24 protein-coding genes and 1 riboswitch are annotated in these 23,170 nt (G+C 70.3%); of the genes, 13 read left to right on the forward strand and 11 right to left on the reverse strand.

Annotated elements, in window-relative coordinates:
• Nucleotides 1-10 precede the first annotated feature (10 nt).
• The 4 genes from HUW46_RS09340 (at nt 11) to HUW46_RS09355 (ending at nt 3,299) form a co-directional block, all read left to right on the forward strand.
• Nucleotides 11-1,015 carry a bile acid:sodium symporter family protein gene (locus HUW46_RS09340; protein WP_215546916.1) on the forward strand — a complete coding sequence of 335 codons (1,005 nt, stop codon included), beginning with the start codon at nt 11-13 and terminating at the stop codon, nt 1,013-1,015.
• Between the two features lie 34 nt (nt 1,016-1,049).
• Nucleotides 1,050-2,012 carry a threonine ammonia-lyase gene (locus tag HUW46_RS09345; protein WP_215546917.1) on the forward strand — a complete coding sequence of 321 codons (963 nt, stop codon included), beginning with the start codon at nt 1,050-1,052 and terminating at the stop codon, nt 2,010-2,012.
• 106 nt (nt 2,013-2,118) lie between these two features.
• The gene (locus tag HUW46_RS09350) at nt 2,119-2,754 is read left to right on the forward strand and encodes a GntR family transcriptional regulator (protein WP_215546918.1); all 636 of its coding nucleotides are present in this window, start codon (nt 2,119-2,121) and stop codon (nt 2,752-2,754) included.
• A 38-nt stretch (nt 2,755-2,792) separates the two neighbouring features.
• A complete protein-coding gene (locus HUW46_RS09355; RefSeq protein ID WP_254125984.1) occupies nt 2,793-3,299 on the forward strand; it encodes a hypothetical protein in 507 nt (168 codons plus the stop codon).
• A 7-nt stretch (nt 3,300-3,306) separates the two neighbouring features.
• On the opposite strand, the gene HUW46_RS09360 is transcribed toward HUW46_RS09355, so the two are convergent.
• Nucleotides 3,307-3,564, reverse strand: coding sequence for a DUF3703 domain-containing protein (locus HUW46_RS09360; protein ID WP_215546919.1), 258 nt, complete (start codon nt 3,562-3,564; stop codon nt 3,307-3,309).
• A gap of 67 nt (nt 3,565-3,631) precedes the next feature.
• Nucleotides 3,632-4,036: a DUF1761 domain-containing protein gene (locus HUW46_RS09365; protein WP_215546920.1), complete on the reverse strand. Its 405-nt coding sequence runs from the start codon at nt 4,034-4,036 to the stop codon at nt 3,632-3,634.
• Between the two features lie 221 nt (nt 4,037-4,257).
• Here HUW46_RS09365 and HUW46_RS09370 point away from each other — a divergent pair, with 221 nt between their 5' ends.
• The gene (locus tag HUW46_RS09370) at nt 4,258-4,704 is read left to right on the forward strand and encodes a hypothetical protein (protein WP_215546921.1); all 447 of its coding nucleotides are present in this window, start codon (nt 4,258-4,260) and stop codon (nt 4,702-4,704) included.
• On the opposite strand, the gene HUW46_RS09375 is transcribed toward HUW46_RS09370, so the two are convergent.
• The 7 genes from HUW46_RS09375 to HUW46_RS09405 all read right to left on the reverse strand — a co-directional run bounded on the left by HUW46_RS09375 (nt 4,701) and on the right by HUW46_RS09405 (nt 11,160).
• Nucleotides 4,701-5,132 carry a nitroreductase/quinone reductase family protein gene (locus HUW46_RS09375; protein WP_215546922.1) on the reverse strand — a complete coding sequence of 144 codons (432 nt, stop codon included), beginning with the start codon at nt 5,130-5,132 and terminating at the stop codon, nt 4,701-4,703. The two genes, HUW46_RS09370 and HUW46_RS09375, sit on opposite strands and share 4 nt — an antisense overlap.
• A 14-nt stretch (nt 5,133-5,146) precedes the next feature.
• A complete protein-coding gene (locus HUW46_RS09380) occupies nt 5,147-5,998 on the reverse strand; it encodes an SAM-dependent methyltransferase (protein ID WP_215546923.1) in 852 nt (283 codons plus the stop codon).
• Nucleotides 5,999-6,079: 81 nt separating this feature from the next.
• Nucleotides 6,080-6,493, reverse strand: coding sequence for an SsgA family sporulation/cell division regulator (locus HUW46_RS09385; protein WP_215546924.1), 414 nt, complete (start codon nt 6,491-6,493; stop codon nt 6,080-6,082).
• Nucleotides 6,494-6,770: 277 nt separating this feature from the next.
• Nucleotides 6,771-7,550 (reverse strand): alpha/beta fold hydrolase, encoded by a 780-nt coding sequence (locus HUW46_RS09390; protein ID WP_215546925.1) that lies wholly within the window; start codon nt 7,548-7,550, stop codon nt 6,771-6,773.
• Between the two features lie 99 nt (nt 7,551-7,649).
• Complete coding sequence (locus tag HUW46_RS09395; RefSeq protein WP_215546926.1) at nt 7,650-8,777, reverse strand: bifunctional 2-methylcitrate synthase/citrate synthase; 1,128 nt, start codon at nt 8,775-8,777, stop codon at nt 7,650-7,652.
• Nucleotides 8,778-8,788: 11 nt separating this feature from the next.
• Nucleotides 8,789-9,682, reverse strand: a complete 894-nt coding sequence (prpB, locus tag HUW46_RS09400; protein ID WP_215546927.1) for a methylisocitrate lyase — start codon at nt 9,680-9,682, stop codon at nt 8,789-8,791.
• Entirely contained in the window at nt 9,682-11,160 is a 1,479-nt protein-coding gene (locus HUW46_RS09405) for an MmgE/PrpD family protein (RefSeq protein ID WP_215546928.1), read from the reverse strand. The genes prpB and HUW46_RS09405 overlap by 1 nt, the downstream gene beginning before the upstream one ends.
• A gap of 134 nt (nt 11,161-11,294) precedes the next feature.
• On the opposite strand from HUW46_RS09405, the gene HUW46_RS09410 reads away from it, so the two are divergent.
• From HUW46_RS09410 to HUW46_RS09435, 6 genes are all read left to right on the forward strand, one after another.
• Entirely contained in the window at nt 11,295-12,683 is a 1,389-nt protein-coding gene (locus tag HUW46_RS09410) for a short-chain fatty acyl-CoA regulator family protein (RefSeq protein WP_215546929.1), read from the forward strand.
• A 41-nt stretch (nt 12,684-12,724) separates the two neighbouring features.
• Nucleotides 12,725-12,878, forward strand: a riboswitch (cobalamin riboswitch).
• A gap of 22 nt (nt 12,879-12,900) precedes the next feature.
• Entirely contained in the window at nt 12,901-14,412 is a 1,512-nt protein-coding gene (locus HUW46_RS09415; RefSeq protein WP_215546930.1) for a CoA-acylating methylmalonate-semialdehyde dehydrogenase, read from the forward strand.
• Nucleotides 14,413-14,419: 7 nt separating this feature from the next.
• Entirely contained in the window at nt 14,420-15,556 is a 1,137-nt protein-coding gene (locus HUW46_RS09420; RefSeq protein WP_215546931.1) for an acyl-CoA dehydrogenase family protein, read from the forward strand.
• On the forward strand, nt 15,556-16,575 hold the full coding sequence (locus tag HUW46_RS09425; protein WP_215546932.1) for an enoyl-CoA hydratase/isomerase family protein: 1,020 nt from the start codon (nt 15,556-15,558) through the stop codon (nt 16,573-16,575). Before HUW46_RS09420 ends, HUW46_RS09425 begins: the two co-directional genes overlap by 1 nt.
• The gene (gene mmsB / locus HUW46_RS09430; RefSeq protein WP_215546933.1) at nt 16,557-17,447 is read left to right on the forward strand and encodes a 3-hydroxyisobutyrate dehydrogenase; all 891 of its coding nucleotides are present in this window, start codon (nt 16,557-16,559) and stop codon (nt 17,445-17,447) included. The genes HUW46_RS09425 and mmsB overlap by 19 nt, the downstream gene beginning before the upstream one ends.
• Nucleotides 17,440-18,213 (forward strand): enoyl-CoA hydratase, encoded by a 774-nt coding sequence (locus HUW46_RS09435; RefSeq protein ID WP_215546934.1) that lies wholly within the window; start codon nt 17,440-17,442, stop codon nt 18,211-18,213. The genes mmsB and HUW46_RS09435 overlap by 8 nt, the downstream gene beginning before the upstream one ends.
• On the opposite strand, the gene HUW46_RS09440 is transcribed toward HUW46_RS09435, so the two are convergent.
• Nucleotides 18,210-19,574 carry an NAD-dependent succinate-semialdehyde dehydrogenase gene (locus HUW46_RS09440; RefSeq protein ID WP_215546935.1) on the reverse strand — a complete coding sequence of 455 codons (1,365 nt, stop codon included), beginning with the start codon at nt 19,572-19,574 and terminating at the stop codon, nt 18,210-18,212. The two genes, HUW46_RS09435 and HUW46_RS09440, sit on opposite strands and share 4 nt — an antisense overlap.
• Nucleotides 19,575-19,678: 104 nt before the next feature.
• On the opposite strand from HUW46_RS09440, the gene dinB reads away from it, so the two are divergent.
• Complete coding sequence (gene dinB / locus HUW46_RS09445; protein ID WP_215546936.1) at nt 19,679-20,878, forward strand: DNA polymerase IV; 1,200 nt, start codon at nt 19,679-19,681, stop codon at nt 20,876-20,878.
• Nucleotide 20,879: 1 nt separating this feature from the next.
• On the opposite strand, the gene HUW46_RS09450 is transcribed toward dinB, so the two are convergent.
• Nucleotides 20,880-22,262: a DHA2 family efflux MFS transporter permease subunit gene (locus tag HUW46_RS09450; RefSeq protein ID WP_254125986.1), complete on the reverse strand. Its 1,383-nt coding sequence runs from the start codon at nt 22,260-22,262 to the stop codon at nt 20,880-20,882.
• A gap of 115 nt (nt 22,263-22,377) precedes the next feature.
• On the opposite strand from HUW46_RS09450, the gene HUW46_RS09455 reads away from it, so the two are divergent.
• Entirely contained in the window at nt 22,378-23,088 is a 711-nt protein-coding gene (locus tag HUW46_RS09455) for a TetR/AcrR family transcriptional regulator (protein WP_215546938.1), read from the forward strand.
• Nucleotides 23,089-23,170: the final 82 nt, after the last annotated feature.

A 23,170-nucleotide genomic window follows, 5' to 3' on the forward strand; every position in this document is an offset into this window, starting at 1 on the left:
CCGTGAAGTCATGAAGGTCCCGTCGAAGTTCGATCCGTTCGTGCCGTTGATCCTGCTCACCGTGGGCGTCGCGAGCGTGCTGCCCGCCGCCGGAGCCTTCGCGGACGTGCTCGGCTGGGCCACGAAGATCGTCATCGGCCTGCTGTTCTTCATCTACGGCGCGCGGCTTTCGCCCGCGCAGGCGTGGGACGGCGTGAAGCAGTGGCGCCTGCACGGCGTGGTGCTCGCCGCGACCTTCGTGCTCTTCCCGGCGCTCGGCCTCGCCGCGCGCCCGCTCGTGCCCTCGGTGCTGACCCCCGACCTCTACACCGGCTTGCTGTTCCTGTGCCTGGTGCCCTCGACCGTGCAGTCCTCGATCGCGTTCACCTCGATGGCGCGCGGCAATGTCGCCGGCGCCATCGTCTCGGCGTCGTTCTCCAACATCATCGGCATCGTGCTGACCCCGCTGCTGGTGCTGGCGCTGATGAGCACGACGGGCGGCGGGATCGACGCTTCGTCCATTGTGGACATCGTGCTGCAGCTGCTCGCGCCGTTCGTGCTCGGCCAGCTGCTGCGCCCGTGGCTGCGCGCGCCGATGGAACGGCACGCGGCGAAGACGAAGCTCGTCGACCGCGGCTCGATCCTGCTCGTGGTGTACGCCGCGTTCAGCGAGGGCATGCGCCAGCACATCTGGAGCTCGGTGTCCGCGCTGCGCATCGTCGCGGTCGCCGCGGTGTGCGCCGTGCTGCTCGCCGTCGTGCTGGGGCTGACCGCGCTGCTCGGCAAGCGCCTCGGGTTCACCCGCGCGGACCGCATCGTGGTGCTGTTCTGCGGTTCGAAGAAGAGCCTCGCCGCGGGACTGCCGATGGCGACGGTGTTCTTCGCCGGGCAGCCGGTCGGGCTGATCGTGCTGCCGCTGATGATCTTCCACCAGATCCAGCTGATCGTCTGCTCGGTGCTGGCGCAGCGGTTCGCCCGCGCCGCGGCCAAGGAGGACGCCGAAGACACCAGCGCGCCGCAGCCCGTCGGCGCTTGACCTTCGCAGATTGCATGCAATAGCGTCTGATCGCATGCAATCCAGTCAAGTGACGGTCGCCGGGATCGCCCGTGCCGCCGAGACGATCGACCCGGTGTTCCTCGACTCGCCCCAGTACCTCGCGGAGCCCCTCGAAGAGGTGACCGGTGCGCGGGTCGTGGTGAAGGTGGAAACCGCCAACCCGGTCCGCTGCTTCAAGGGCAGGGGCGCGGACTTCCGGCTGGCGAGCACTGAACCGGGCTCGACCGTGGTGTGCGCGTCGGCGGGCAACTTCGGGCAGGGGATCGCCTACGCCGCCCGCGAACGCGGGGTCACCGCCGTCGTGTTCGTCTCGGCCGCGGTCACCGACAGCAAGCTCGCCAGGATGCGGCAGCTCGGCGCGGACGTCCGGCTGGTCGACGGCGACTTCGACGGGGCCAAGTTCGCCGGCAGCTCCTTCGCCGAGGCCGAAGGCCACCAGTTCATCGAGGACGGCCGCGACCCCGCGGTGTCCGAGGGCGCCGGGACCATCGGCCTCGAACTGGCCCGCTGGCCGTCCCCGTTCGACGTGGTCGTGCTGCCGCTGGGCAACGGCGCGCTGGCCGCGGGCGTCGGCCGCTGGGTGAAGGCCCACTCGCCGGAGACCGAGATCATCGCGGTGAGCGCGGCGGGCGCGCCCGCGATGCACCGGTCGTGGCATTCCGGCCGGGTGGAGCACACCGACACCGTCGACACCATCTCCGAAGGGGTCGCGGTGCGCCTCCCGATCCCGGAAGCGTTGCGCGACATGGCGGACGTGGTCGACGACGTGGTGCTCGCCGACGACCCGGCCACCCTGCGCGCGATGCGGGCGCTGCTGGCTTCGACGGGTCTCGTCACCGAACCCGCGGGCGCGCTGGGCTTGGCCGCGATGCTGACCGACCCCGGCCGGTTCGCGGGCAAGCTGGTGGCTACCGTGCTCACCGGGTCGAACCTGCCGAGCGCCCGCGCGGCGGACTGGTTGTGGGGAAAGGACTGAACATGGGGCCGGTGGACTGCGAGCGCTCCCTTTCGCGGCACCGGGTGCGCACGCAGGCCCAGTGGCTGCGGCGGCTCGGCGAACTCGCGTCGGCGGCGAGGCCCGCATGACCTCCGCGCGCGACGAACGCCGCCGGACGGTCGAAGACCTGTTGCGGCAACGGATCCTCTCGACCGCGATCGAGCCGGGGCAGCGCGTCAACGAGAGCCAGGTCGCCGACGAACTGGGGGTCAGCCGGACCCCGGTACGCGAAGCGCTGCTACGGCTCGAAGGCCAGGGCTGGGTGCGCTTCGACCACGGCAGGGGCTTCGTCGTGACACCGCTGAGCGCGGACGAAGTCCGCGAGACCTACCCGATCATCGCCCAGCTCGAACAGCTCGCCGTCACCACCACGGGGCCGGCGCTGCGCGGGCTCGCCCCGGCGCTCGCCGAGATCAACCGGGACTTCGCGGACTCCGCCGAACCCGGCCGCTCGCACGAGCTCGACGCGCGGTTCCACCGGACGCTGGTTTCGCGCTGCGGCAACGGAAGGCTCGTCGCGCTGCTGGCGCGGCAGTGGCAGACGCTGTCCCGGTACGAATACTTCTACATGGCCGACGCGACCGATCACCAGCGCTCGGCCGAGCAGCACGACGCGATCATCTCCGCGATCGAAGCCGGTGACCTCGCGAAGGTGACGGACAAGGTCGCCGACAACACGGTCGGCTCGATGTACGTCCTCCTCGACCGTCTCTATCGGTGATAAAGTGTCTCTATCATCGATAGAGACAAGGTGGGGGCATGGGGACCAAGACGATGTCGAAACGACTGGCACCGACGCGATGGACGCCGCGACTGGGGGTTCTCGTCGCGGTGTGCTCGGTCGTGTTCGTCGTGGGCACGGCGGTGCAGACCTTCGCCGTGATCACGCCGGAGCTGATGGAGCGCAGCATGGCGCTGTCCGGGCGCTCCGCCGAGGAGATCGCGGCCGAATCGCCGGGGTTCCTGCGCGCGCTGCGCCTGGTCGGCATCGCGTTCATCCCACTGAACGCGCTCGGCGTGCTGGCCTTCCGCTACCGCTGGAGCTGGCTCTTCTGGGCGATGCTCGTGATCAGCGCCGGCCAGGCGGCCGGTGTCGTGGCGGGCATGGTGCCGCCGACGGTGCTCCGCGCGTCGATCGACCTGTACGGCCCGCTCGGCGTGCTGCCCACACTGGTCACCGACGGCTGCGCGGCACTGCTTTCCTTGATACTGCTGGGATTCCTGCTGAAGTACCGCACGCCGTGGGCTCAGCTCCGCGAAGACTGACCGCGCCTCAGCGCGAGGCCGGTTTCGCGTCGCGGTCGAAGAGCGCGCCGCCGATCAGCAGGACCACGTTCCGCAGCACCCGGTCGACCCGGCCACCTCGCCACGCGGCGCGGATCATCCCGCGATGGGCGGCGAGGTGGTCGGCGAGCACGTCGTGGCCGAGGTCGTGCGCCCGGCCGAAGTGCCGGTACGCCTCGGCCCAGTTCCGCCGCTCCATCGCGGCACGAGCCTCGGACATGGCGTTTTCGTAGGTCTCCTCGGACACGACACCCTCCCCAGTACTGGTCTTTCGATATTTGCAGTCTATGCAGAGTTTGCATGCACTGCAAGTCTCAACGCCACGCGCCGATGATGAGCGCCAGCGCGAGCAGCTTCAGCAACCAGTCACCGCCGTGAATGACGGCGAGCCGCCAGGGCACGCCGTCCCACAGCACCGAACCGGAGAGCAGCACGCCGGGGAAGGCGACCCAGGACACCAACGCCAGCACCAGCGCGCCACCCACGCCGCCGACGGCGAACTGGGCGACGAACACGGCGAACACGAGCGCGAGCACGGTGGTCCGCACCAGTTCCACCAGCATCTTCCCCGGCGCGGGGCGCGTCAGGTCCACTTCGGACACTTCTCCCCCAGCGAGCAGCGCGGCCCGGCGCGCCCCGAACACCGCGTACCAGGTGGAGCTCACCACGAACGCGACCACGGTCGACACCAGCACGGCGAACACGTTGATCCCGGCCATCTCTACGTCTCCTTCGTCATGAGGGGTTCATTCCCGCTCGCAGGGGACGTAGCTGCCGTCCGGACTTTCTCGACACCACCTAAGGCGAAGTGACCCAGGTCACAGTTCGACTGGTTTTTCGGTTGTGCCCCGACCACGCTCGGCGCGAGCTGACTTCGACTGGCGGGCCGCCGTGAGATGTGCTTCCCTGCCGCAAAACCAGCGAGCCAGGGCATTTCTCCATGATCATCATTTCGACCCGCGCGATGCGGCCGTGGACGGTCGCGATCGCGGGTGACACGGCCACCTTCAGCGCGGTGTCCTCAGTGGACGACCACACCGCGGACGCCGCGCTCCCCCGCGTGTGGGGCGGGCGGGGGCTCGGCGTCCACCGGGTGGACCTGCGCGGGTTCCACGCCTCGCTCGTCGAAACCATGAAGCACCCCGCCTACTGGGCCGCCCGCGCGCGCCGGGGGCTGAGCACCGGGCGCGGGACCACCGAGGCGTGGTCGGTGCCGCACCACGACAGCGACGAGAACTTCGTCTACTTCACCGGGCCGTGCGGCAGCCCCGGCGAAGCGGTCGGCTACCGGTCGGCCGCGGTGTTCACCATCGAGCTCGTCGACCTCCGCGGCCTGCGCGTCCGGCTCACCGGGCTGCTGACGACACTGCCCTCCGACGCGCGCTAGGCCTTCGGTTCGAGGAAGACCAAGGGGATCTCGCGGCTCGTCTTCGTCTGGTACCCGGCGTAGTTGCGGTGCTCGGCGGTGACCTTCGGCCACAGCTCGGCGCGCTCGGCCGCGGAAGCCACGCGCGCCCGCATCGGCCGCGACGCCCCGCCCTTCAGCGCCACCTCGACCTCGGGGTTCGCCGACAGGTTGAGGAACCACGCCGGAGCCTTGTCGTCACCGCCGCGGGAGGCGACCACGACGAGGGTGTCCCCGTCCTGCCACGGCGAGGTGAGCATGACCGTGCGCCGCGCACCGGACTTCCGGCCGGTCGTGGTCAGCTCCAGCACCGGCATCCTGGACATCTCCCAGCCCAGTTTGCCGCCGCTGAGCTTGAGCATTCCGCGGTGGATCCCGTTCATGGCCTTCAACACGAAGTCACTAGGCATGACGTGAAGGTAGCTCAGGTAGCGGGTACTTCGCCGACCGCGCACCACATGAACGGGCCCGCCTCGCGCTCGGCCTCGGTGATTTCGTCGTCGGGGCGCCAGTCCGCGAGGTGCACGATCCCGGGCTCCAGCAGGGAATGACCGGAGAACCACTGCTCGACGTCCGCGCGCGTGCGCAGGAAGGCCGGGTTCTGGGTGTTCTTGTACTGCTCGGCGAGCCGGGCGATCTGCGCGGCGCCCTCGTTGTCGCTGTCCTCGTTGCAGATGTGCGACAGGGCGAGCCAGCTGCCCGGCGCGAACTCGTCGCGGTACTGGCGGACCAGCGCGTCGACGTCGGTCTCGCCGCCGACGAAGTGCAGCACGGACACCAGCAGCACGCACACCGGCTTCGCCGGGTCCAGCAGGCGGCGGGTGGTCTCGTGCTCGAACACCGATTCCGGGTCGCGCAGATCGGCCTGCACGATCCCGGCCCAGTCCAGCGCGTCCTGCTCGGTGAGGATGTGCTCGGAGTGCGCCGCGGCGACCGGCTCGTAGTCGACGTAGACGACGCGGCCCTCGTCGGCGCCGGCGTGGTTCGCGACGATCTCGTGCACGTTGCCGACCGTCGGCACGCCGGAGCCGAGGTCGAGGAACTGCGTGATCCCGTGGTCGAGCGCGGCGCGGACGACCCTGCCGAGGAACCGGCGGTTCGCCATCGCGAGCGGTTTGATCAGGGGGAACTGCTTGACGGCCTGGTCGGCGAAGTACCGGTCGACGGCCCAGTTCGTGGTGCCGCCGAGGTAGGCGTCGTAGATGCGGGCGGAGGACGCCTCCTCCAGGTTGACGCCTTCCGGCGCGGCGGGTGCGTTTTCCCCTGTTGTGCTCACCTGTGTGCTCCCAACCACATTCGCGTGCCGTCGGGGGCGAGCCTAGCGCTGCCGTTGTACGGGGTTCACCCGCCGGTGCCGCTAGCTGCGGAACGCCAGTTTGGCGATCTCGGCCTCGAAGTCGAACCACTCGGGCTCGTCGCCACCGGGCACCTGCTCGTAGCTGCGGTCGAGGAACGCGGCGATCTCCTGCGCCGGGGCCTCCAGCACGGCGGCGCCGTCGGGCGCGTCCAGTTCGAAGACGACCTTCGCCGCGTCGGTGCTGGGGCTGATCCGCACGTCACCGTCGCCGGACGGGGCCAGCAGGCCGTCCGCGAGCAGGTCGCGGCTGAACATCCACCGGACCGTGCCGCGACCGGAGTGGAACGCGGCGACGACCGCGTACGGGTCGTCGGAGTCGTACTCGAGTTCGACGCGCACCGGCAGGGGGTTCGCGCCGAAGGTGCGCAACCCGAAGACGACTTCCGCCCTGGCGGAACGATGTTCGTTGCCCACGGTTCATACCCCTTCCGTGCCGTGGCCCGTTTTGATCTTGCCTCTACAAATAACGCCCTGTGATGCCCAACGACACGCGTCTGAAGATTATTCACACCTTCGGAGGAGAGTTAGGTCGCACTTTTCCAGGCGATGGACGCACTGTTATGAGTTGAATCACAAGGGTAGGGCTTGAGTCTGTCATTTCGGTGACACGTGCCCGTTCGGCCAGCGAAGGGTGCCGATGCGTCCCTCGGCGGGGCGCCGCGCCAGAGGACGAGCGCGGCGCCCCGCCTGGTCAGAGCACCTCGCGCAGTTTCGCCGCGAACCCGGCGGGGTCGGCGGCGAAGCCGACGTGATCGCCGGGGAAGAGCACGGTCTGAGTGTCGAGCAGTTTCGCGACGGCGTCGGCGGCGAGCCTCGCTGGCTGGTCCGCCGAGGACCCGGCGCCGCTGCCGAGCACGACTCTCGTCGAGGCGGAAACGAGCGCGTCCACGTCGGGTTCGAAGGCGCCGATCTCCTCGATCATGTGCCCGAGGAACACGGCGAAGTTCGCTCGCATCCGCGCGTATTCGGCGGGGTCCGGCTCGGGGCCGTCCAGTTCGGCGATCTCCATGAACTTCGCCATCGCGGCGTCGACGCCGTCCCTGCGGTAGATCACGGCCAGCTCGTCGTCACCGCCGAAATCCGGCAGCAGCGTGGTCACCGGCGGCTCGTGCGCCACCAGCACCCGCACCAGACCGGGGTGCCGCGCGGTGAGCGCGAGCCCGGTGATCGCGCCGCCGCTGCTGCCGAACACGAACGCGGGCTCGTCGGTGACGGCGGCCAGCAGCCGTGCCGCGTCGTCGGCCTGCGTGTCGACGGTGATGTCGGCGTCCGGGTCCTCTCGGGTGCTGCCGGAGATCCCGCGCGAGTCGTAGGTGACCACGGTGTGGTCCGCGGCGAGATCCTCGGCGAGCCCGGTGAACGCGGCGGATTCCATCGCCCCGCCGGGGATCAGCAGCAGCACCGGTCCGGCGCCCCTGACCTGGTAGCGCAGCCGTGCGCCCGGTACCGCCAGAAACTGTTCGTCGGCCATGTCCCTCGTCCTCACTCGCCTGGCGCCCCGGCGGCGCCGTTCGCCCGGTGGTCGCGCGCGGGCCGCCGGACCGGACACGGCCGCGAGGAAGACTTCGGCTCAGTTCGGGACGGCCCGCTCGGCGGGCCCGCTGTAGTGGCTCAGCGGCCGGATCAACGCGTTCGCCGCGAGCTGCTCGGTGATGTGCGCGGTCCACCCGGTGATCCGCGCGGCCACGAAGATCGGCGTGAACGTGGGCGTGTCGAATCCCATCAGGTGGTACGCGGGGCCCGCGGGGTAGTCGAGGTTCGGGTGCAGGCCCTTCTCCCGCAGCATCGCGCGAGCCAGTGCCTCGTAGGTGTCGAGCAGAGTGTGGCCGCCTCGCGCTTCGACGACGTCCTGCAGCGCGGCGCGCATCGCGGGCACACGCGAATCGCCCTTCTTGTACACCCGGTGGCCGAACCCCATGATCTTCTTCTTCGCCGCGAGCGCGTCGGCGAGCCAGTCGTCGACGGCGTCGGCCGAGCCGATCTCGGTGAGCATCGCCATCACCGCCTCGTTCGCGCCGCCGTGCAACGAGCCCTTGAGCGCGCCGATGGCCGCGGTCACCGCGCTGTACATATCGGACAGTGTCGAAGTGACCACCCTGGAGGTGAACGTCGAAGCGTTGAAGCTGTGCTCCGCGTAGAGCACCAGCGAAGTTTCGAAAGCCCGCACGACCGGCCGCTCCGGCACCTCTCCGAAGGTCATGTGGAGCAGGTTCTCCGCGAACCCGAGATCGTCGCGCGCCGGGATCGGTTCGAGGCCGCGGCGCCGCCGCTGCGCCAGTGCGACGACGGCGGGCAGCGCCGAGAACAGGCGCAGCGCCTTCCGCCGGTTGGACCGCGGCGCGTTGTCGTCCTCACCGGGATCGTGCGCGCCGAGGATGCTGACCGCCGTGCGCAGCGTGTCCATCGGGTGCGCCGAGGCGGGCAGCCGCATCAGCGTGTCGACGAGGCTCGAACTGAGCCCGCGGTGCGCGCGCTCGAAATCGGACTGCGCGGCGAGCTGGTGCGGCGTGGGCAGTTCGCCATGCCATAGCAGGTAGGCGACCTCCTCGAACGACCGGTGCGCGGCGAGGTCCTGCACCGGGTAGCCGCGGTAGGTGAGCGAGTTGCTCTCCGGGTTCACCATCGAGATCGCCGTGGTGTCGACGGTGACCCCGTTCAGTCCCTTGTGGATGGTTCCGGGTTCTTTGACCGCGGGCATCGATGTCCTCCTCAGAGCCGGAAGTCGAAGACGGTTTCGTCGAAGGCGCGGTAGCCTTCGTAGTCGAGCAGGTCGTAGAGATCGCGCCGGTGCTGCATGGAGTCCACAAGAGACGCTTGCGTGCCGTCGGCGCCGATCGTGGCGAGCCCGGTGTCGGCCGCGTGCATCGCCAGGCGCAGCAGGGTCACCGGGTAGATCACCAGGTTCACCCCGAGCGATTCCAATGTGGACGTGGTGAGCAGCTCGCTCTTGCCGAACTCGGTCATGTTGGCCAGGATCGGCACGTCCACCGCCGAGCGGACGGCTTCGAAGTCCTTCGCGTCCGCCATCGCTTCGGGAAAGATGAGATCTGCGCCCGCGTCGGCGTATGCCTTCGCCCTCGTGATCGCCTCGGCCATGCCGTGCACGGCCTTCGCGTCGGTCCGCGCGGCGATCACGAACGACGGATCGCGCCGCGCCGCCACCGCCGCGGAGATCCGGCGCACCGCGGTCGCGGTGTCGACGACGTCCTTGCCGTCGAGGTGCCCGCAGCGCTTGGGGTTCACCTGGTCCTCGATGTGCAGCCCGGCCACCCCGGCGTCTTCGAGGAGCTGCACCGTGCGCGCCACGTTCATCGGCTCACCGAACCCGGTGTCGGCGTCCACGATGCTCGGCAGATCGGTCACCCTGGCGACCTGGCGCGCCCGGTCGGCGACCTCGGTCAGCGTGGTGAGCCCGATGTCCGGCAGCCCGAGTTCAGCCGAAATCACCGCGCCGGACAGGTACACGCCTTCGAAGCTGCGGCGTTGGATCAGCTTGGCGGACAACGGGTTGAACGCGCCGGGGAAGCGCAGTAGCCGTCCGGAGGCGAGCCCAGCGCGGAAGGCGGCGCGCTTTTCGGCTGCGGTCGTGGTGGCGTGCGGCATCAGAAGATCCCCTTCGTGGTGGCCGACTCGTCCGCGGCGACCGGAAGGGCCAGGTCCGCGACTTCGCGCGCGGTCAGCGAGGGAAGCCGCTGGACGGTGTCGAGGAATTCCTTCTGCGCCACCGGTTCCACCACGCCGTCGGCGAGTTCGCGGAACTTGGCGAGGTACTGTTCGCGAGCGAAGGGGCGCGCGCCGCGGGGATGCGCGTCGGCGACCTCGATCTCCTCGGTCAGCGTGCTCCCGTCGGTGAACTCGATTTCGACGCGCCCGCCGAACGCCGGGTCCGCAGCGTGGTATCGACTAGTCCACTGTGGATCTTCTTCGGTGGTGATCTTCCGCCACAGTTCGACGGTTTCGGGCCGCGTGGCACGGGCGCGGTCGTACGAGCGTTCGTGGTGCCACGCGCCGTCTTCCAGTGCGACGGCGAAGATGTAGGGCACCGAGTGGTCCAGCGTCTCCCTGCTGGCCCCGGGGTCGTACTTCTGCGGGTCGCCGGAACCGGAGCCGATCACGTGGTGCGTGTGGTGGCTGGTGTGGATGACGATCCGCCGCACCGTCCCGAGATCGACCTTCGGGCCGAGCGCGCGGGCGAGGTCGATCAGCGCCTGGCTCTGGTACTCGGCGGAGTGCTCCTTGGTGTAGGAGTCCAGGATCGCGCGCTTCGCCTCGCCCGGCGCGGGAAGCGGCACGGTGTATTCGGCGTCCGGGCCGCCGAGCAGCCACGCGATCACCCCGTCCTCGCCCTCGTAGACCGGGCTCGGCGAGCCTTCCCCGCGCATCGCCCTGTCCACGGCTTCGATCGCGGTCTTCCCCGCGAACGCGGGCGCGTACGCCTTCCACGACGAGATCTCGCCCTTGCGCGACTGCCTGGTCGTGGTCGTGGTGTGCAGTGCCTGCCCGATGGCCTGGTGCACGACCTCGGTGGGCAGCCCGAGCAGCGCGCCGATTCCCCCGGCGACGGCGGGGCCGAGGTGCGCGATGTGGTCGATCCGGTGCTCGTGCAGGCAGATCCCCTTCACCAGGGCGATCTGCAGCTCGTACGCCGCGGCGATCCCGCGCACCAGATCGGCACCGCCGCGGCCGGTGTGCTGGGCAACGGCGAGGACCGGCGGAATGGTGTCGCCGGGATGGGAGTAGTCGGCGGCGAGAAAGGTGTCGTGGAAGTCCAGTTCCCGCACCGCGACGCCGTTCGCCCAGGCCGCCCACTCCGGCGAAACACGGGTGGCGGCACCGAAAACGGTCGCGCCGGGCGCGGCGGGGTGGCATCGCGCCTGGTCCCTCGCCGCGCGCACCGGCCGCCTCGCCAGCGACGCCGCCGCGACGGCCGCGTTGTCGATGACCCGGTTGACCACCATCTCGGCGGTTCCGGCGGGGACCTCGACGGCGTCGGTGGCGACCGCGGCGAGCTTCCAGGCGAGCTGGTCTTCCCGCGGCAGCCGCTTCGCCGACGGGTGGCTGCGGACGGTGTGCTCGATCATCGCGCCCCTTCGTGTCAATTTTGTGGTGATCGAGAACGAGCGTCGCACGGGCGTGAAATGCCGTCTACGGCTTGGCATTGTGAAGTTCTGTGCGAACATCGACCACGGTTGTGAAGACTGTGAAGGGGGCCGAGGTGGAGAAGACGTTCGCGGGCGGACGGCTGCGGCACCTGCGCGAAGGGCGGTCGATGAGCCAGGCCGAGCTCGCGCGGCTGCTGGAGATCTCGCCGAGCTACGTCAACCAGATCGAGCGCAACACCCGGCCGCTGACCCCGGCGGTGCTGGTCCGGCTGACCGAGACCTTCGGGGTGGACGCCGAGTTCTTCGCCGCGAAGGACACCGCGCGCCTGCTCGCCGACGTCCGCGAGGTGCTGACCGACGACACGATCGGCGAGCACCTCTCCCCCGGTGAACTGGACGAGCTGGCGAGCAACCTCCCATCGGTGGCCAGGACGCTGGTCCGCCTGCACCGCCGCTACCGCGACGCCACCGAAAGCCTCGCCGCGGGCCACGGAGCGCGCGCCGACGCCGCGCGCCAGCCGCACGAAGAGGTTCGCGACTACTTCTCCGAGCGGCAGAACCACGTGGCCGAACTGGACGAGCACGCCGAAGGCCTCGCCGTCGAACTGGGCCTGCGGCCGGGTGAGGTGCGGACGGCGCTCGCGGCCCGCCTCGCCGATCGGCACGGCGTCACGGTCACCTCGGACGGGCTCGCGCCTTCGGCCCAGCACCGGTTCGACCCGGCGGAGAAGGTACTGAGGATCGCCCCCGGGCTGCGGCCGGGGCAGGCCGCCTTCCGGATGGCCTCGGAGCTCGCCCTGCTCGAAGCACGCGACACGATCGACGAACTGGCCGCCGCCGGAACCTTCGCGAACGAGACCGCACGGCGGCTCGCCCGGATCGGGCTCGCGAACTACTTCGCGGGCGCGCTCGTGCTCCCCTACCGGTCGTTCCTGGGCGTCGCGGAGCGGTACCGGTACGACATCACACGCCTGTGCGACCACTTCGGCATGGGCTTCGAAACGGTGTGCCACCGCCTGTCCACGTTGCAGCGGCGGGGAACCAGGGGCGTGCCGTTCTCGTTCGTGCGCACCGACCGCGCGGGCAACCTGTCGAAACGCCAGTCCGCCACCGGTTTCCACTTCTCGCGCGTCGGCGGGTCGTGTCCACTGTGGATCATCTACGAGGCGTTCGGCGCGCCGGGGCGCGTCCTCACCCAGATCGCGGAGCTGCCCGACGGCAAGAAGTACTTCTGGCTCGCGCGGACGGTGACGCGTCCCGCCGCGCACGGCGAGCCGGGCAAGACCTTCGCGATCGGGCTCGGCTGCGAACTCCGGCACGCGCGGCGGCTCGTCTACTCCGACGGGCTCGCACTCGGCGCGGGTGCCGCGGTGACCCCGATCGGCATGGGCTGCAAGGTGTGCGAACGTCCGGCCTGCCCGCAGCGCGCGTTCCCCGCGATCGGCAAGGACCTCCTCGTCGACGAGCACAGCAGCACGTTCGTCCCGTACCCCGCAACGTGACGGCGAGCACCTCGGCTCGATCTCGACATAGTAGGACGTCCTACTTTATGGTGCTTCCAGGTCTGCGGAACGGGGAAGTCCGGTGCGAATCCGGCGCGGTCCCGCCACTGTGACCGGAGGAGCGGTGCGCCACCGAAAACCCGGTGCGCCGCCGATCCGGCGAGCCAGGTCACCGGCCGCGGATGTCCGTGTTTCCACGAGGATGGAGTAGGCACGCATGTCTTCACGCGCGCAGAAAGAGCTTCACCACTACGTTTCCGGAAAGCGTGTTCCCGGTTCCTCCGGCCGCTTCGGTGACGTGTTCGATCCCAGCACCGGCGAAGTGCGGGCCACCGTGCCGCTCGCTTCCGCGGACGAGGTCGCGGGCGTCGTCGCCGATTCCGTTGCGGCGCAGCGGGACTGGGCGCGCTGGAACCCGCAGCGGCGGGCCAGGGTCCTGATGCGCTTCGTCGATCTGGTCAGGGAGAACGAGGACGAGCTCGCGAGGCTGCTCTCGTCCGAGCACGGCAAGACCGTCCCGGACGCGAAGGGCGACATCCAACGCGGGCTCGAGGTCGTCGAATTCGCCATCGGCATCCCGCACCTGCTCAAGGGCGAGTACTCGGACAGCGCGGGCACCGGGATCGACGTGTACTCGATGCGCCAGCCGCTCGGCGTCGTCGCCGGGATCACGCCGTTCAACTTCCCCGCGATGATCCCGCTGTGGAAGGCCGCGCCCGCGATCGCCTGCGGCAACGCCTTCGTGCTCAAACCGTCCGAACGCGACCCTTCGGTCCCGGTGCGGCTCGCCGAACTGTTCGTCGAAGCCGGACTCCCACCCGGCGTGTTCAACGTGGTCAACGGCGACAAGGAAGCCGTCGACGCGCTGCTGACCGACCCCCGCATCGAAGCGGTCGGGTTCGTCGGCTCGTCCGACATCGCCGAATACATCTACACCACCGCCGCGGCGCACGGAAAGCGCGCGCAGTGCTTCGGTGGCGCGAAAAACCACCTGATCGTGATGCCGGACGCCGATCTGGACCAGGTCACCGACGCGCTCATCGGCGCCGGATACGGCTCCGCTGGCGAACGCTGCATGGCGATCTCCGTCGCGGTCCCGGTCGGCGAAGCCACCGCGGACGCGCTCGTGGCGAAGCTCGCCGACCGGGTGCGCGCGTTGAAGATCGGCGCCTCCCTCGACGAGACCGCCGACTTCGGCCCGCTCGTCACCGCCGACGCGGTGGCCAGGGTGACCGGCTACATCCAGTCCGGTGTGGACGAAGGTGCCGAACTCGTGGTGGACGGCAGGAACCACGTGGTTCCCGGCCACGAGAACGGGTTCTTCCTCGGTGGGACGCTGTTCGATCACGTGACACCGGACATGCGGATCTACCGAGAAGAGGTGTTCGGCCCGGTGCTGAGCATCGTGCGCGCCGCCGACTACGAGGAAGCACTGCGGCTGCCGAGCGAACACGAGTACGGCAACGGCGTCGCGATCTTCACCCGTGACGGCGACACCGCGCGCGACTTCACCAGCCGCGTGAACACCGGCATGGTCGGCGTCAACGTGCCGATCCCGGTGCCGATCGCCTACCACACCTTCGGCGGCTGGAAGCGGTCCGGTTTCGGCGATCTCAACCAGCACGGGCCGGACTCGATCCGGTTCTACACCAAGACCAAGACCGTCACCTCGCGCTGGCCCGGCGGCGTCAAGGAAGGCGCCAGCTTCGTCATCCCGACGATGAGCTGAGGCGACGATGAGACTCTCCGACGAGCAGCGCGCATTGCGCGAGACCGCCGCGGACTTCGCGGCGGAGCACCTCGCCCCGCACGCGCTGGAATGGGACCAGGCCAAGCACTTCCCCGTCGACGTGCTCCGCAAGGCGGCACAGCTCGGCATGGGCGGGGTGTACGTCGCCGAGGACGCGGGCGGCTCCGGACTCGGCAGGCTGGACGCGGCGCTCATCTTCGAGGCGCTCGCCACCGGCTGCCCGTCGATCGCGGGCTATCTGTCCATCCACAACATGGTCGGCTGGATGATCGACCGGTTCGGCGACGACGCGCAGCGCCACCGGATCCTGCCCCGGCTGTGCACGATGGACGCGCTCGGCAGCTACTGCCTCACCGAACCCGGCGCGGGCTCGGACGCGGCCGCACTGTCCACAAGGGCCGTTCGCGACGGCGACCACTACGTCGTGGACGGCGTGAAGCAGTTCATCTCCGGCGCCGGTGCGTCCGATGTGTACGTAGTGCTGGTGCGGACGGGGGTGCCGGGACCGCACGGGATCTCGGCACTGGTCGTCGACCGGGACACACCGGGGGTTTCCTTCGGCGCCAACGAGATCAAGATGGGCTGGAACGCGCAGCCGACGCGCCAGGTGATCTTCGACGGCGCCCGCGTCCCGGTGGAGAACCGGCTCGGCGCGGAAGGCGACGGGTTCCGGGTCGCGATGTCCGCTTTGGACGGGGGAAGGCTCAACATCTCCGCGTGCTCGCTCGGCGGCGCGGAAGCCGCGCTGGCCAAGGCGATCGCGCACCTGCGCGACCGGGAGGCGTTCGGCGCGAAGCTGTCCGACGCGCAGGCGCTGCGGTTCCGGCTCGCGGACATGCGCACCGAACTGGAGGCGGCGCGGACCCTGCTCTGGCGGGCGGCTGACGCGCTCGATGGACGCGAACCGGGTGCCACCCAGTTGTGCGCGATGGCCAAGCGGTTCGCCACCGACACCGGGTTCGAAGTGGCCAACCAAGCGCTGCAGCTGCACGGCGGCTACGGCTACCTCGCCGAGTACGGCGTGGAAAAGATCGTGCGCGACCTGCGCGTGCACCAGATCCTCGAAGGTACCAACGAAATCATGCGGGTCATCGTGTCCCGCTCGATGCTGGGAGCGGCCTGATGACCGAAGTGCGCACCTCCGTCCACAACGGACTGGGCAGGATCACCCTGAACCGGCCGAAGGCGATCAACGCGCTCACCCACGACATGGTGCGCGTGCTCGGCGCGGTGCTCGACGACTGGGCTGGCGACGACCTCGTCCGCGCCGTGCTGATCGACGGGGCCGGTGAACGCGGGCTCTGCGCCGGCGGCGACATCCGCGCGATCTACCAGGACGCGCGCTCCGGCGGTACCGCGTCGCTGCCGTTCTGGGCCGACGAATACCGGCTCAACGCCCGGATCGCGCGGTACCCCAAGCCGTACGTCGCGCTGATGGACGGGCTCGTGATGGGCGGTGGTGTCGGCGTCTCCGCGCACGGCTCCGTGCGCGTGGTCACCGAGCGGTCCAGGATCGGCATGCCGGAGACCGGGATCGGGTTCGTGCCGGACGTCGGCGGCACCTACCTGCTCTCGCGGACGCCGGGGCAGCTCGGCACGCACATCGCCCTCACCGCGGGCCAGATCTCCGGCGCCGACGCGATCTACTGCGGACTCGCGGACTACTACGTCCCGAGTGGACGGCTCGGCGAACTCGCCGAAGCACTGGCGAACGGCGAGACCGTGCGGTCCTTCGCCGAGCCCGCGCCAGAAAGCGAACTGGCGAGGCAGCGCGACTGGATCGACGCGTGCTACTCCGCGGACACCGTGGAGGAGATCCTCGAACGGCTCAGCGGTTCCGGTGAAGCGGCGTCGTCCGCGGCCAAGGAAATCGCCGGGAAGTCACCGACCTCGCTCAAGGTCACGCTGCGGGCACTGCGCACGGCGAAGGCGCTGCCGGATCTCGAAACCGTGCTGGCGCAGGAGTTCCGCGTGTCGTCGGCGGCGCTGCGCTCCCCCGATCTCGCCGAGGGGATCCGCGCGCAGATCATCGACAAGGACCGGAACCCGCGCTGGTCGCCCGGCACGCTCGGCGAAGTCGGCGACGATCTCGTGGCGAGCTTCTTCGCCCCGCTCGAAGACGAATGGGAGGCGGGCCGGTGATCGCGTTCCTCGGGCTCGGCAACATGGGCGGCCCGATGGCCGCCAACCTCGCGGCGGCGGGGCACGCGGTGACCGGGTTCGACCCGGTTCCCGAGGCCCGCGAGCGCGCCGGGATCACGACGGCGGCGAGCGCCGTCGACGCGGTGCGCGGGGCGGCAGCGGTGCTCACCATGCTGCCCAGCGGCAAGCACGTGCTCGACTGCTACGCGGAACTGCTGCCGCACGTCTCCCCCGGCACCCTGTTCCTGGACTGTTCGACGATCGACGTCGCCGACGCGCGGGCCGCCGCGAAGCTGGTCACCGACGCCGGGCACCTCGCGGCGGACGCACCGGTGTCCGGCGGCGTGGTCGGCGCCGAGGCGGGCACGCTCACCTTCATGGTCGGCGGCGGCGAACCGGCTTTCGCCGCCGCGAACCCGCTGCTGGCCGCGATGGGCCAGCGGATCGTCCACTGTGGAGGGCCGGGATCGGGGCAGGCGGTGAAGATCTGCAACAACCTGATCCTCGGCGTGTCCATGATCGCGGTGAGCGAGGCGTTCGCGCTCGGCCGCTCGCTCGGGCTGACCGACCAGGCGCTGTTCGACGTCGCCTCGACCGCGTCCGGTCAGTGCTGGGCGCTGACCACGAACTGCCCCGTGCCGGGCCCGGTGCCCGCCAGCCCCGCCAATCGCGGCTATCAGGGCGGGTTCGCCAGCGGCCTGATGCTCAAGGACCTCCGGCTCGCGCGATCGGCGGCCGACGAGCACGGCGTGCCGACCTCGCTCGCCCGCGCGGCCGCCGAGCAGTACGCCGCGTTCGTCGGAGAGGACGGTCCTGGCCGCGACTTCTCGGCGATCATCACCTCGATCCGAAAGGACGGCCTCGATGCCTGACACCATTCTCGTCACCCGGCCCGCCCCCGGCGTCGGCCTTATCACCCTCAACCGCCCCAAGGCGTTGAACGCGTTGAACCAGCAGGTGATGGGCGAGGTCACCGAGGCGGCCGCGGAACTGGACCGCGATCGCGAGATCGGCGCGATCGTGCTGACCGGCTCGGCGAAGGCGTTCGCCGCGGGCGCCGACATCAAGGAAATGCAGCCGCAGTCCTTCAGCGACGTCTACGCCGCCGACTGGTTCGCGGGCTGGGACGCGTTGACGCGCGTGCGCACGCCGTTGATCGCCGCCGTCGCGGGGTACGCGCTCGGCGGCGGGTGCGAGCTGGCGATGATGTGCGACGTGCTGCTCGCCGCCGACACCGCGAAGTTCGGCCAGCCGGAGATCACCCTCGGCGTGATCCCCGGGATGGGCGGATCGCAACGGCTCACCAGGGCCGTCGGCAAGGCGAAGGCGATGGAGCTGTGCCTGACCGGCCGGATGATGGACGCCGAAGAGGCCGAGCGCGCCGGGCTGGTGTCGCGGATCGTGCCCGCGGACTCGCTGCTCGACGAGGCGCTGGCGACCGCGGAGAAGATCGCCGGGATGTCCACCCCCGCGGCCATGATGGCGAAGGAGGCGGTGAACCGCGCGTTCGAAACCGGCCTCACCGAAGGCATCCTGTTCGAACGGCGCGTGTTCCACGGCACCTTCGCCACCGCGGACCAGAAGGAGGGCATGGCCGCGTTCACCGAAAAGCGGAAGCCTGCCTTCACGAACCGCTAAGCGATCCAGACGGTTTTCGCGTTGACGAACGACTTCGGGCCGAAATCGGCGAGTTCCCTGCCGTAACCGGAGCTCTTGGCGCCACCGAAGGGAACCTCCGGGGTGGAGGCGGTGTACTTGTTGACGTACAGCATGCCCGTCTCCACCTCGGTGACGAACCGCCGCTGCTCCTCGGCGTCGGCGGTCCACGCGCTGCCGCCGAGGCCGAACGGCGAGTCGTTGGCGATCCGGATCGCGTCGTCGGCAGAGTCCGCGCGCCACACCAGCGCCACCGGGCCGAAGAACTCCTCGTGGTGGCCTGGCGAACCGTCCGGGATGTCGCTGAGCACGGTCGCCGGGTAGTAGTTGCCCGGTCCCTCCACCGGTTTCCCGCCGGTGTGCAGCTTCGCCCCGGCCGCGACGGTGTCGGTGACCTGCTGGTGCAGGGTCTCCACAGCATCCGGTGAGGACAGCGGTCCCAGCTCGGTGTCCGGCGCCATCGGGTCGCCGAGCTTCAGCGCCGCCATCTTCGCGACGAACCTCTCCAGGAACTCGTCGTAGACGTCCGCGTGCACGATGAAGCGCTTCGCGTTGATGCACGACTGGCCGTTGTTGAGCAGGCGGGATTCCACCGCGTTCGCCACGGCCGCCTCGAGATCGGCCGAGGGCATCACGATGAACGCGTCGCTGCCGCCGAGTTCGAGGACGCTCGCCTTGATGTGCTGCCCCGCCGCGGCGCCGACCGCCCTGCCCGCGGGCTCGCTCCCGGTCAGCGTCACCGCGCGCACCCGCTCGTCACCGATGATCCCGTCGATCTCCGACGACGGCACGAGCAGCGTCTGGAACACGCCGTCGGCGAATCCGGCGCGGCGCAGCACGTCGGAGATCGCGAGCGCCACCTGCGGCACGTTCGAAGCGTGCTTGAGCAGGCCGGTGTTGCCCGCCATCAGCACGGGCGCGGCGAACCGGAACACCTGCCAGTACGGGAAGTTCCACGGCATCACCGCGAGCACCGGCCCGAGCGGCTCGTATCGCGTGTAGACGGTGCCGTCCTCGATCGGCCACGGCTGGTCGGCCAGCATCGCCTCCCCGTGCTCGGCGAACCACCGGCAGCCGAGCGCGCTCTTGCGCACCTCGGCGACCGCGGCCCCCAGCGTCTTGCCCATTTCCAGGGTCGCGAGCCGCGCCAGCTCGTCGGCCTCGTCGTCGAGGATGTCCGCGGCGCGGCGCAGCAGGGCGGCCCGTTCGGCGTAGGTGGTCTTCCGGTACGCGCGGAACGCCGCCGCGGCCTTGGCCAGCTTCTCCTCGATCTCCCCCTCGGTGAGCGGGTCGAACGACCGGACCCGTTCGCCGGTCGCCGGGTTGACCGTCGCAATCGCCACCGTGACCTCCTGTGTTCGACGCTTCGCGCTCCGCCGAGTTACCCGGGATCGCGCGGGTGGAAACCCCCGGATCGGTCGATAATGTCGGCCTCCGATGCGAACATGTGTTCGTGCCGATAATCGAAGGCCCCATTCTGCACGCCGATCTGGACTCGTTCTACGCGTCGGTCGAGCAGCGGGACGATCCCGCCCTGCGCGGGCGCCCGGTGCTCGTCGGCGGCGGGGTCGTGCTGGCCGCGAGCTACGAGGCGAAGGCGTACGGCGTGCGCACCGCGATGAACGGCAGGCAGGCGCGCACGCTGTGCCCGCACGCCGTGGTGGTGCCGCCGAGGATGTCCGCCTACGCCGAAGCGAGCAAGGCGGTGTTCGAGGTCTTCGAGCAAACCACCCCGCTCGTCGAGGGGCTCTCGATCGACGAAGCGTTCCTCGACGTGGGCGGGCTCGCGAAGATCTCGGGGTCGCCGTCGCAGATCGCGGCCCGGCTGCGCGCGGACGTGCTGGCGCGGGTCGGGCTGCCGATCACGGTCGGCGTGGCGCGGACCAAGTTCCTCGCGAAGGTGGCCAGCGGGGTCGCCAAACCGGACGGGCTGCTCGTCGTCCCGCACGACGGCGAGCTGGCCTTCCTGCACCCGCTGCCGGTGGAACGGCTGTGGGGCGTCGGCAAGGTGACCGCGCGGAAGCTGCACGACCGCGGCATCGCCACGGTGCGCGATCTCGCGGCGCTCGGCGAGCGCGAACTCGTCTCGATGCTCGGGCGCGCGGCGGGCAGGCACCTGCTCGCGCTGGCGCTGAACCACGACCCGCGGCCGGTGCGGCCCGGCAGGCGGCGGCGGTCGATCGGCGCGCAGCGGGCGCTCGGCGGCAGGCCGAGACCACCGTCCGAACTGGACGCGATCCTCACCTCCCTCGTCGACCGGCTCGCGCGCAGGCTCCGCGCGGCGAAACGGGTGTGCCGCACCGTCACGCTGCGCATGCGGTTCGCCGATTTCACCAGGGCCACCCGGTCCCGCACGCTGTCCCAGCCGACGATGCACACCGGCGCGATCCTCGCCGCCGCGCGGTCGCTGCTCGGCGCGGCGCAGCCGACGATCGACGAGAAGGGCCTCACCCTCATCGGCTTCGCACTGTCCAATTTGGACAACGAAGGGTCGGTGCAGCTGGTGCTCCCGTTCGAGGAGCACGCGGAAGGCGCACTCGACACCGCGCTCGACACCCTGCGGGACCGCTACGGCAGCAAGGCGGTCACCAGGGCCGCCCTGCTCGGCCGCGACGAAGGGATCACCGTGCCGCACCTGCCGGACTGAGTCACGCGCGCCGCTTGGGGAAGAACAGCGCGGGCACGACCGCCACCGCGGACAGCGCGATCGCCCACCAGAACGTGGTGCCGTAGGCCGTTTCCGCGCCGGTGCCCTGGCCGAGCAGGACCATCATGAGGATCGCGGTGCCCAGCGAGCCGCCGATCCGGTTCACCACGTTGACCGCGCCGGCCGCGCGCGCCGTCTGGTGCGGCTCGACGCTCGCGTAGGCCGCGCCCATCGTCGGCCCCATCACCGCGCCCAGCCCGGCACCGCGGACGAACAGCGCCACCGACAACAGCCAGCCCGGCAACCCGGTCAGCGCGAACGGGACGGTGCCCACGAGCGCGAGGAGCACACCGCCGGTCACCACCGCGCGGTACCCGCGCCGATCGGCCCGCATGCCCGCGACGAACGCGCCCGCGGCGGTCCCGAGCGCCTGGGGCACGAGGAGCAGGCCGACCTGGAGGCTGTCCGCGTGGTGGATCTGCTGGTAGTACAGCGGAAGCAGCACCATCGAGCTGTACAGCGAAGCCCCCGCGACGAAGGCGGTGACGCTGGCGACGGTGAACCCGCGCCGCGCGAACAGCCGGACGTCGATCAGCGGCAGGCCCTTCTTCCGCAGCGCGTGCACCACGTACCAGCCGATCAGCGCCGCCCCCGCGACGAGCACCGCGATCCCCGCCGAGCTGAGCCCGCCGCCTTCGACGTCCGAGAGCCCGTAGACCACGCCCGCCAGGCCGGGCGAAAGCAGCGCGAGGCCGAGCAGGTCGAACCGGTTCCCGGTGTTCCGGTCTTCGCCGTCCTTCGGCACCAGCTTCGCCGCCAGCGGCAGCGCGACGAGGCAGATCGGCAGGTTCAGGAAGAAGATCCAGCGCCACCCGGCGTCCTCGACGAGCGCGCCGCCGAGGATCGGCCCCAGCACCGGCGCGAAGGTGATCGAGGCGGACAACAGGCTCATCAGCCTGCCGATCTGGGCGGGGCCGGCCGCCTTCGCCACGATGGTCTGCCCGATCGGGTTCATCAGGCCACCGCCGACGGCCTGCAGCGTGCGGAACACCAGCAGCGACGGCAGCGACCAGGCGAACCCGCACAGGACCGAGCCCAGGGTGAACAACCCGACCGCGGTGAGCCACATCCGGCGCGCGCCGAAGCGCTCGCTCACCCAGCCCGACACCGGCATAACCAGCGCGATCGCCAGCAGGTAGCCGGTGGCGACCCATTGCACGTCGGCCAGCGCGGCCCCGAAGTCGCGCGCCATCCCGCCCAGCCCGATGCCGACCGCGGTCGCGTCGATACCGGCGAGGATCGGCGCGCTGCCGAGCACCAGCCCCATCCGGATCAGCCGGGGGTCGAGGCGGTCTGGCGCGGGCGGCGCCGCTGATGTGGTCACGGACCGGGTCCTTTCACTCATCGTTTTTGACTCGGTCCAGACATTAGGTGCGACCTACCGACTAGGTCAAGTACATTTAATGGGTCAGAGCCAACGGAGCGGTACAGTGGCTCGCATGACGGCAGAACGGCTCCGGGACCGCGCCAAGCGCCAGACGCGCCAGCTGATCTCGGACGTGGCGACGGAACTGTTCGAGGAAAGGGGCTTCGGGAACGTGACGATCGCGGAGATCGCCGCCGCGGCCGGGGTCGCCAGGATGACGGTGACCAACCACTTCCCGCTGAAGGAAGACCTGGTGTTCGACCTCGCCGAGCAGATGCGCACGCACCTGGCGAAGACCGCGGCGGCCCGCGAACCGGGGACGTCCGTGCTCGAAGCGCTCCGCCGCGAGTACACGACGAGGGTCGAATGCCGGGACGACACCCTCGGTGGCACCGACTCCTCGTGGGCGAGGATGGTGTGCGAGAGCCCGGTGCTGCTGGCCAGGCTCCGCGAACTCCACGACCAGGCCGAAGCGGAACTGGCCGCGCAGCTGGCCGCGGAGTCCGGGGACGACGGCATCGTGCCGAAACTCGTGGCCGCGCAGCTCGCCGCGGTGAACCGCCTGCTGTTCCACCACGCGCTGCGCCGCAGCGTCGCGGGCGAGGACCGGGCCGAAAACCTTCGCTCGCTCGCCGAAACCGCCGAAGAAGCCTACGCCGTGCTCGAACCCGCCATCGGCGACTACGGTGTTGTCTATCGGGCGGCAAAATTTGCGCAGCCAGGGCGCGGCACTCAAAGTGAACCGCCGGTTAGTCGTGATGGCGCCCTGCCATCGCAAATTTAGAGGGCCTTGGCGGCCCTGCGCCCGACTGCACGCTCCCGGCGCGCGGGGCGCACCGGATCGCCGTTGTGGTCGTCCTGGCAAT

The sequence above is a fragment of the Amycolatopsis sp. CA-230715 genome (genome assembly GCF_018736145.1).
Taxonomy (GTDB): domain Bacteria; phylum Actinomycetota; class Actinomycetes; order Mycobacteriales; family Pseudonocardiaceae; genus Amycolatopsis.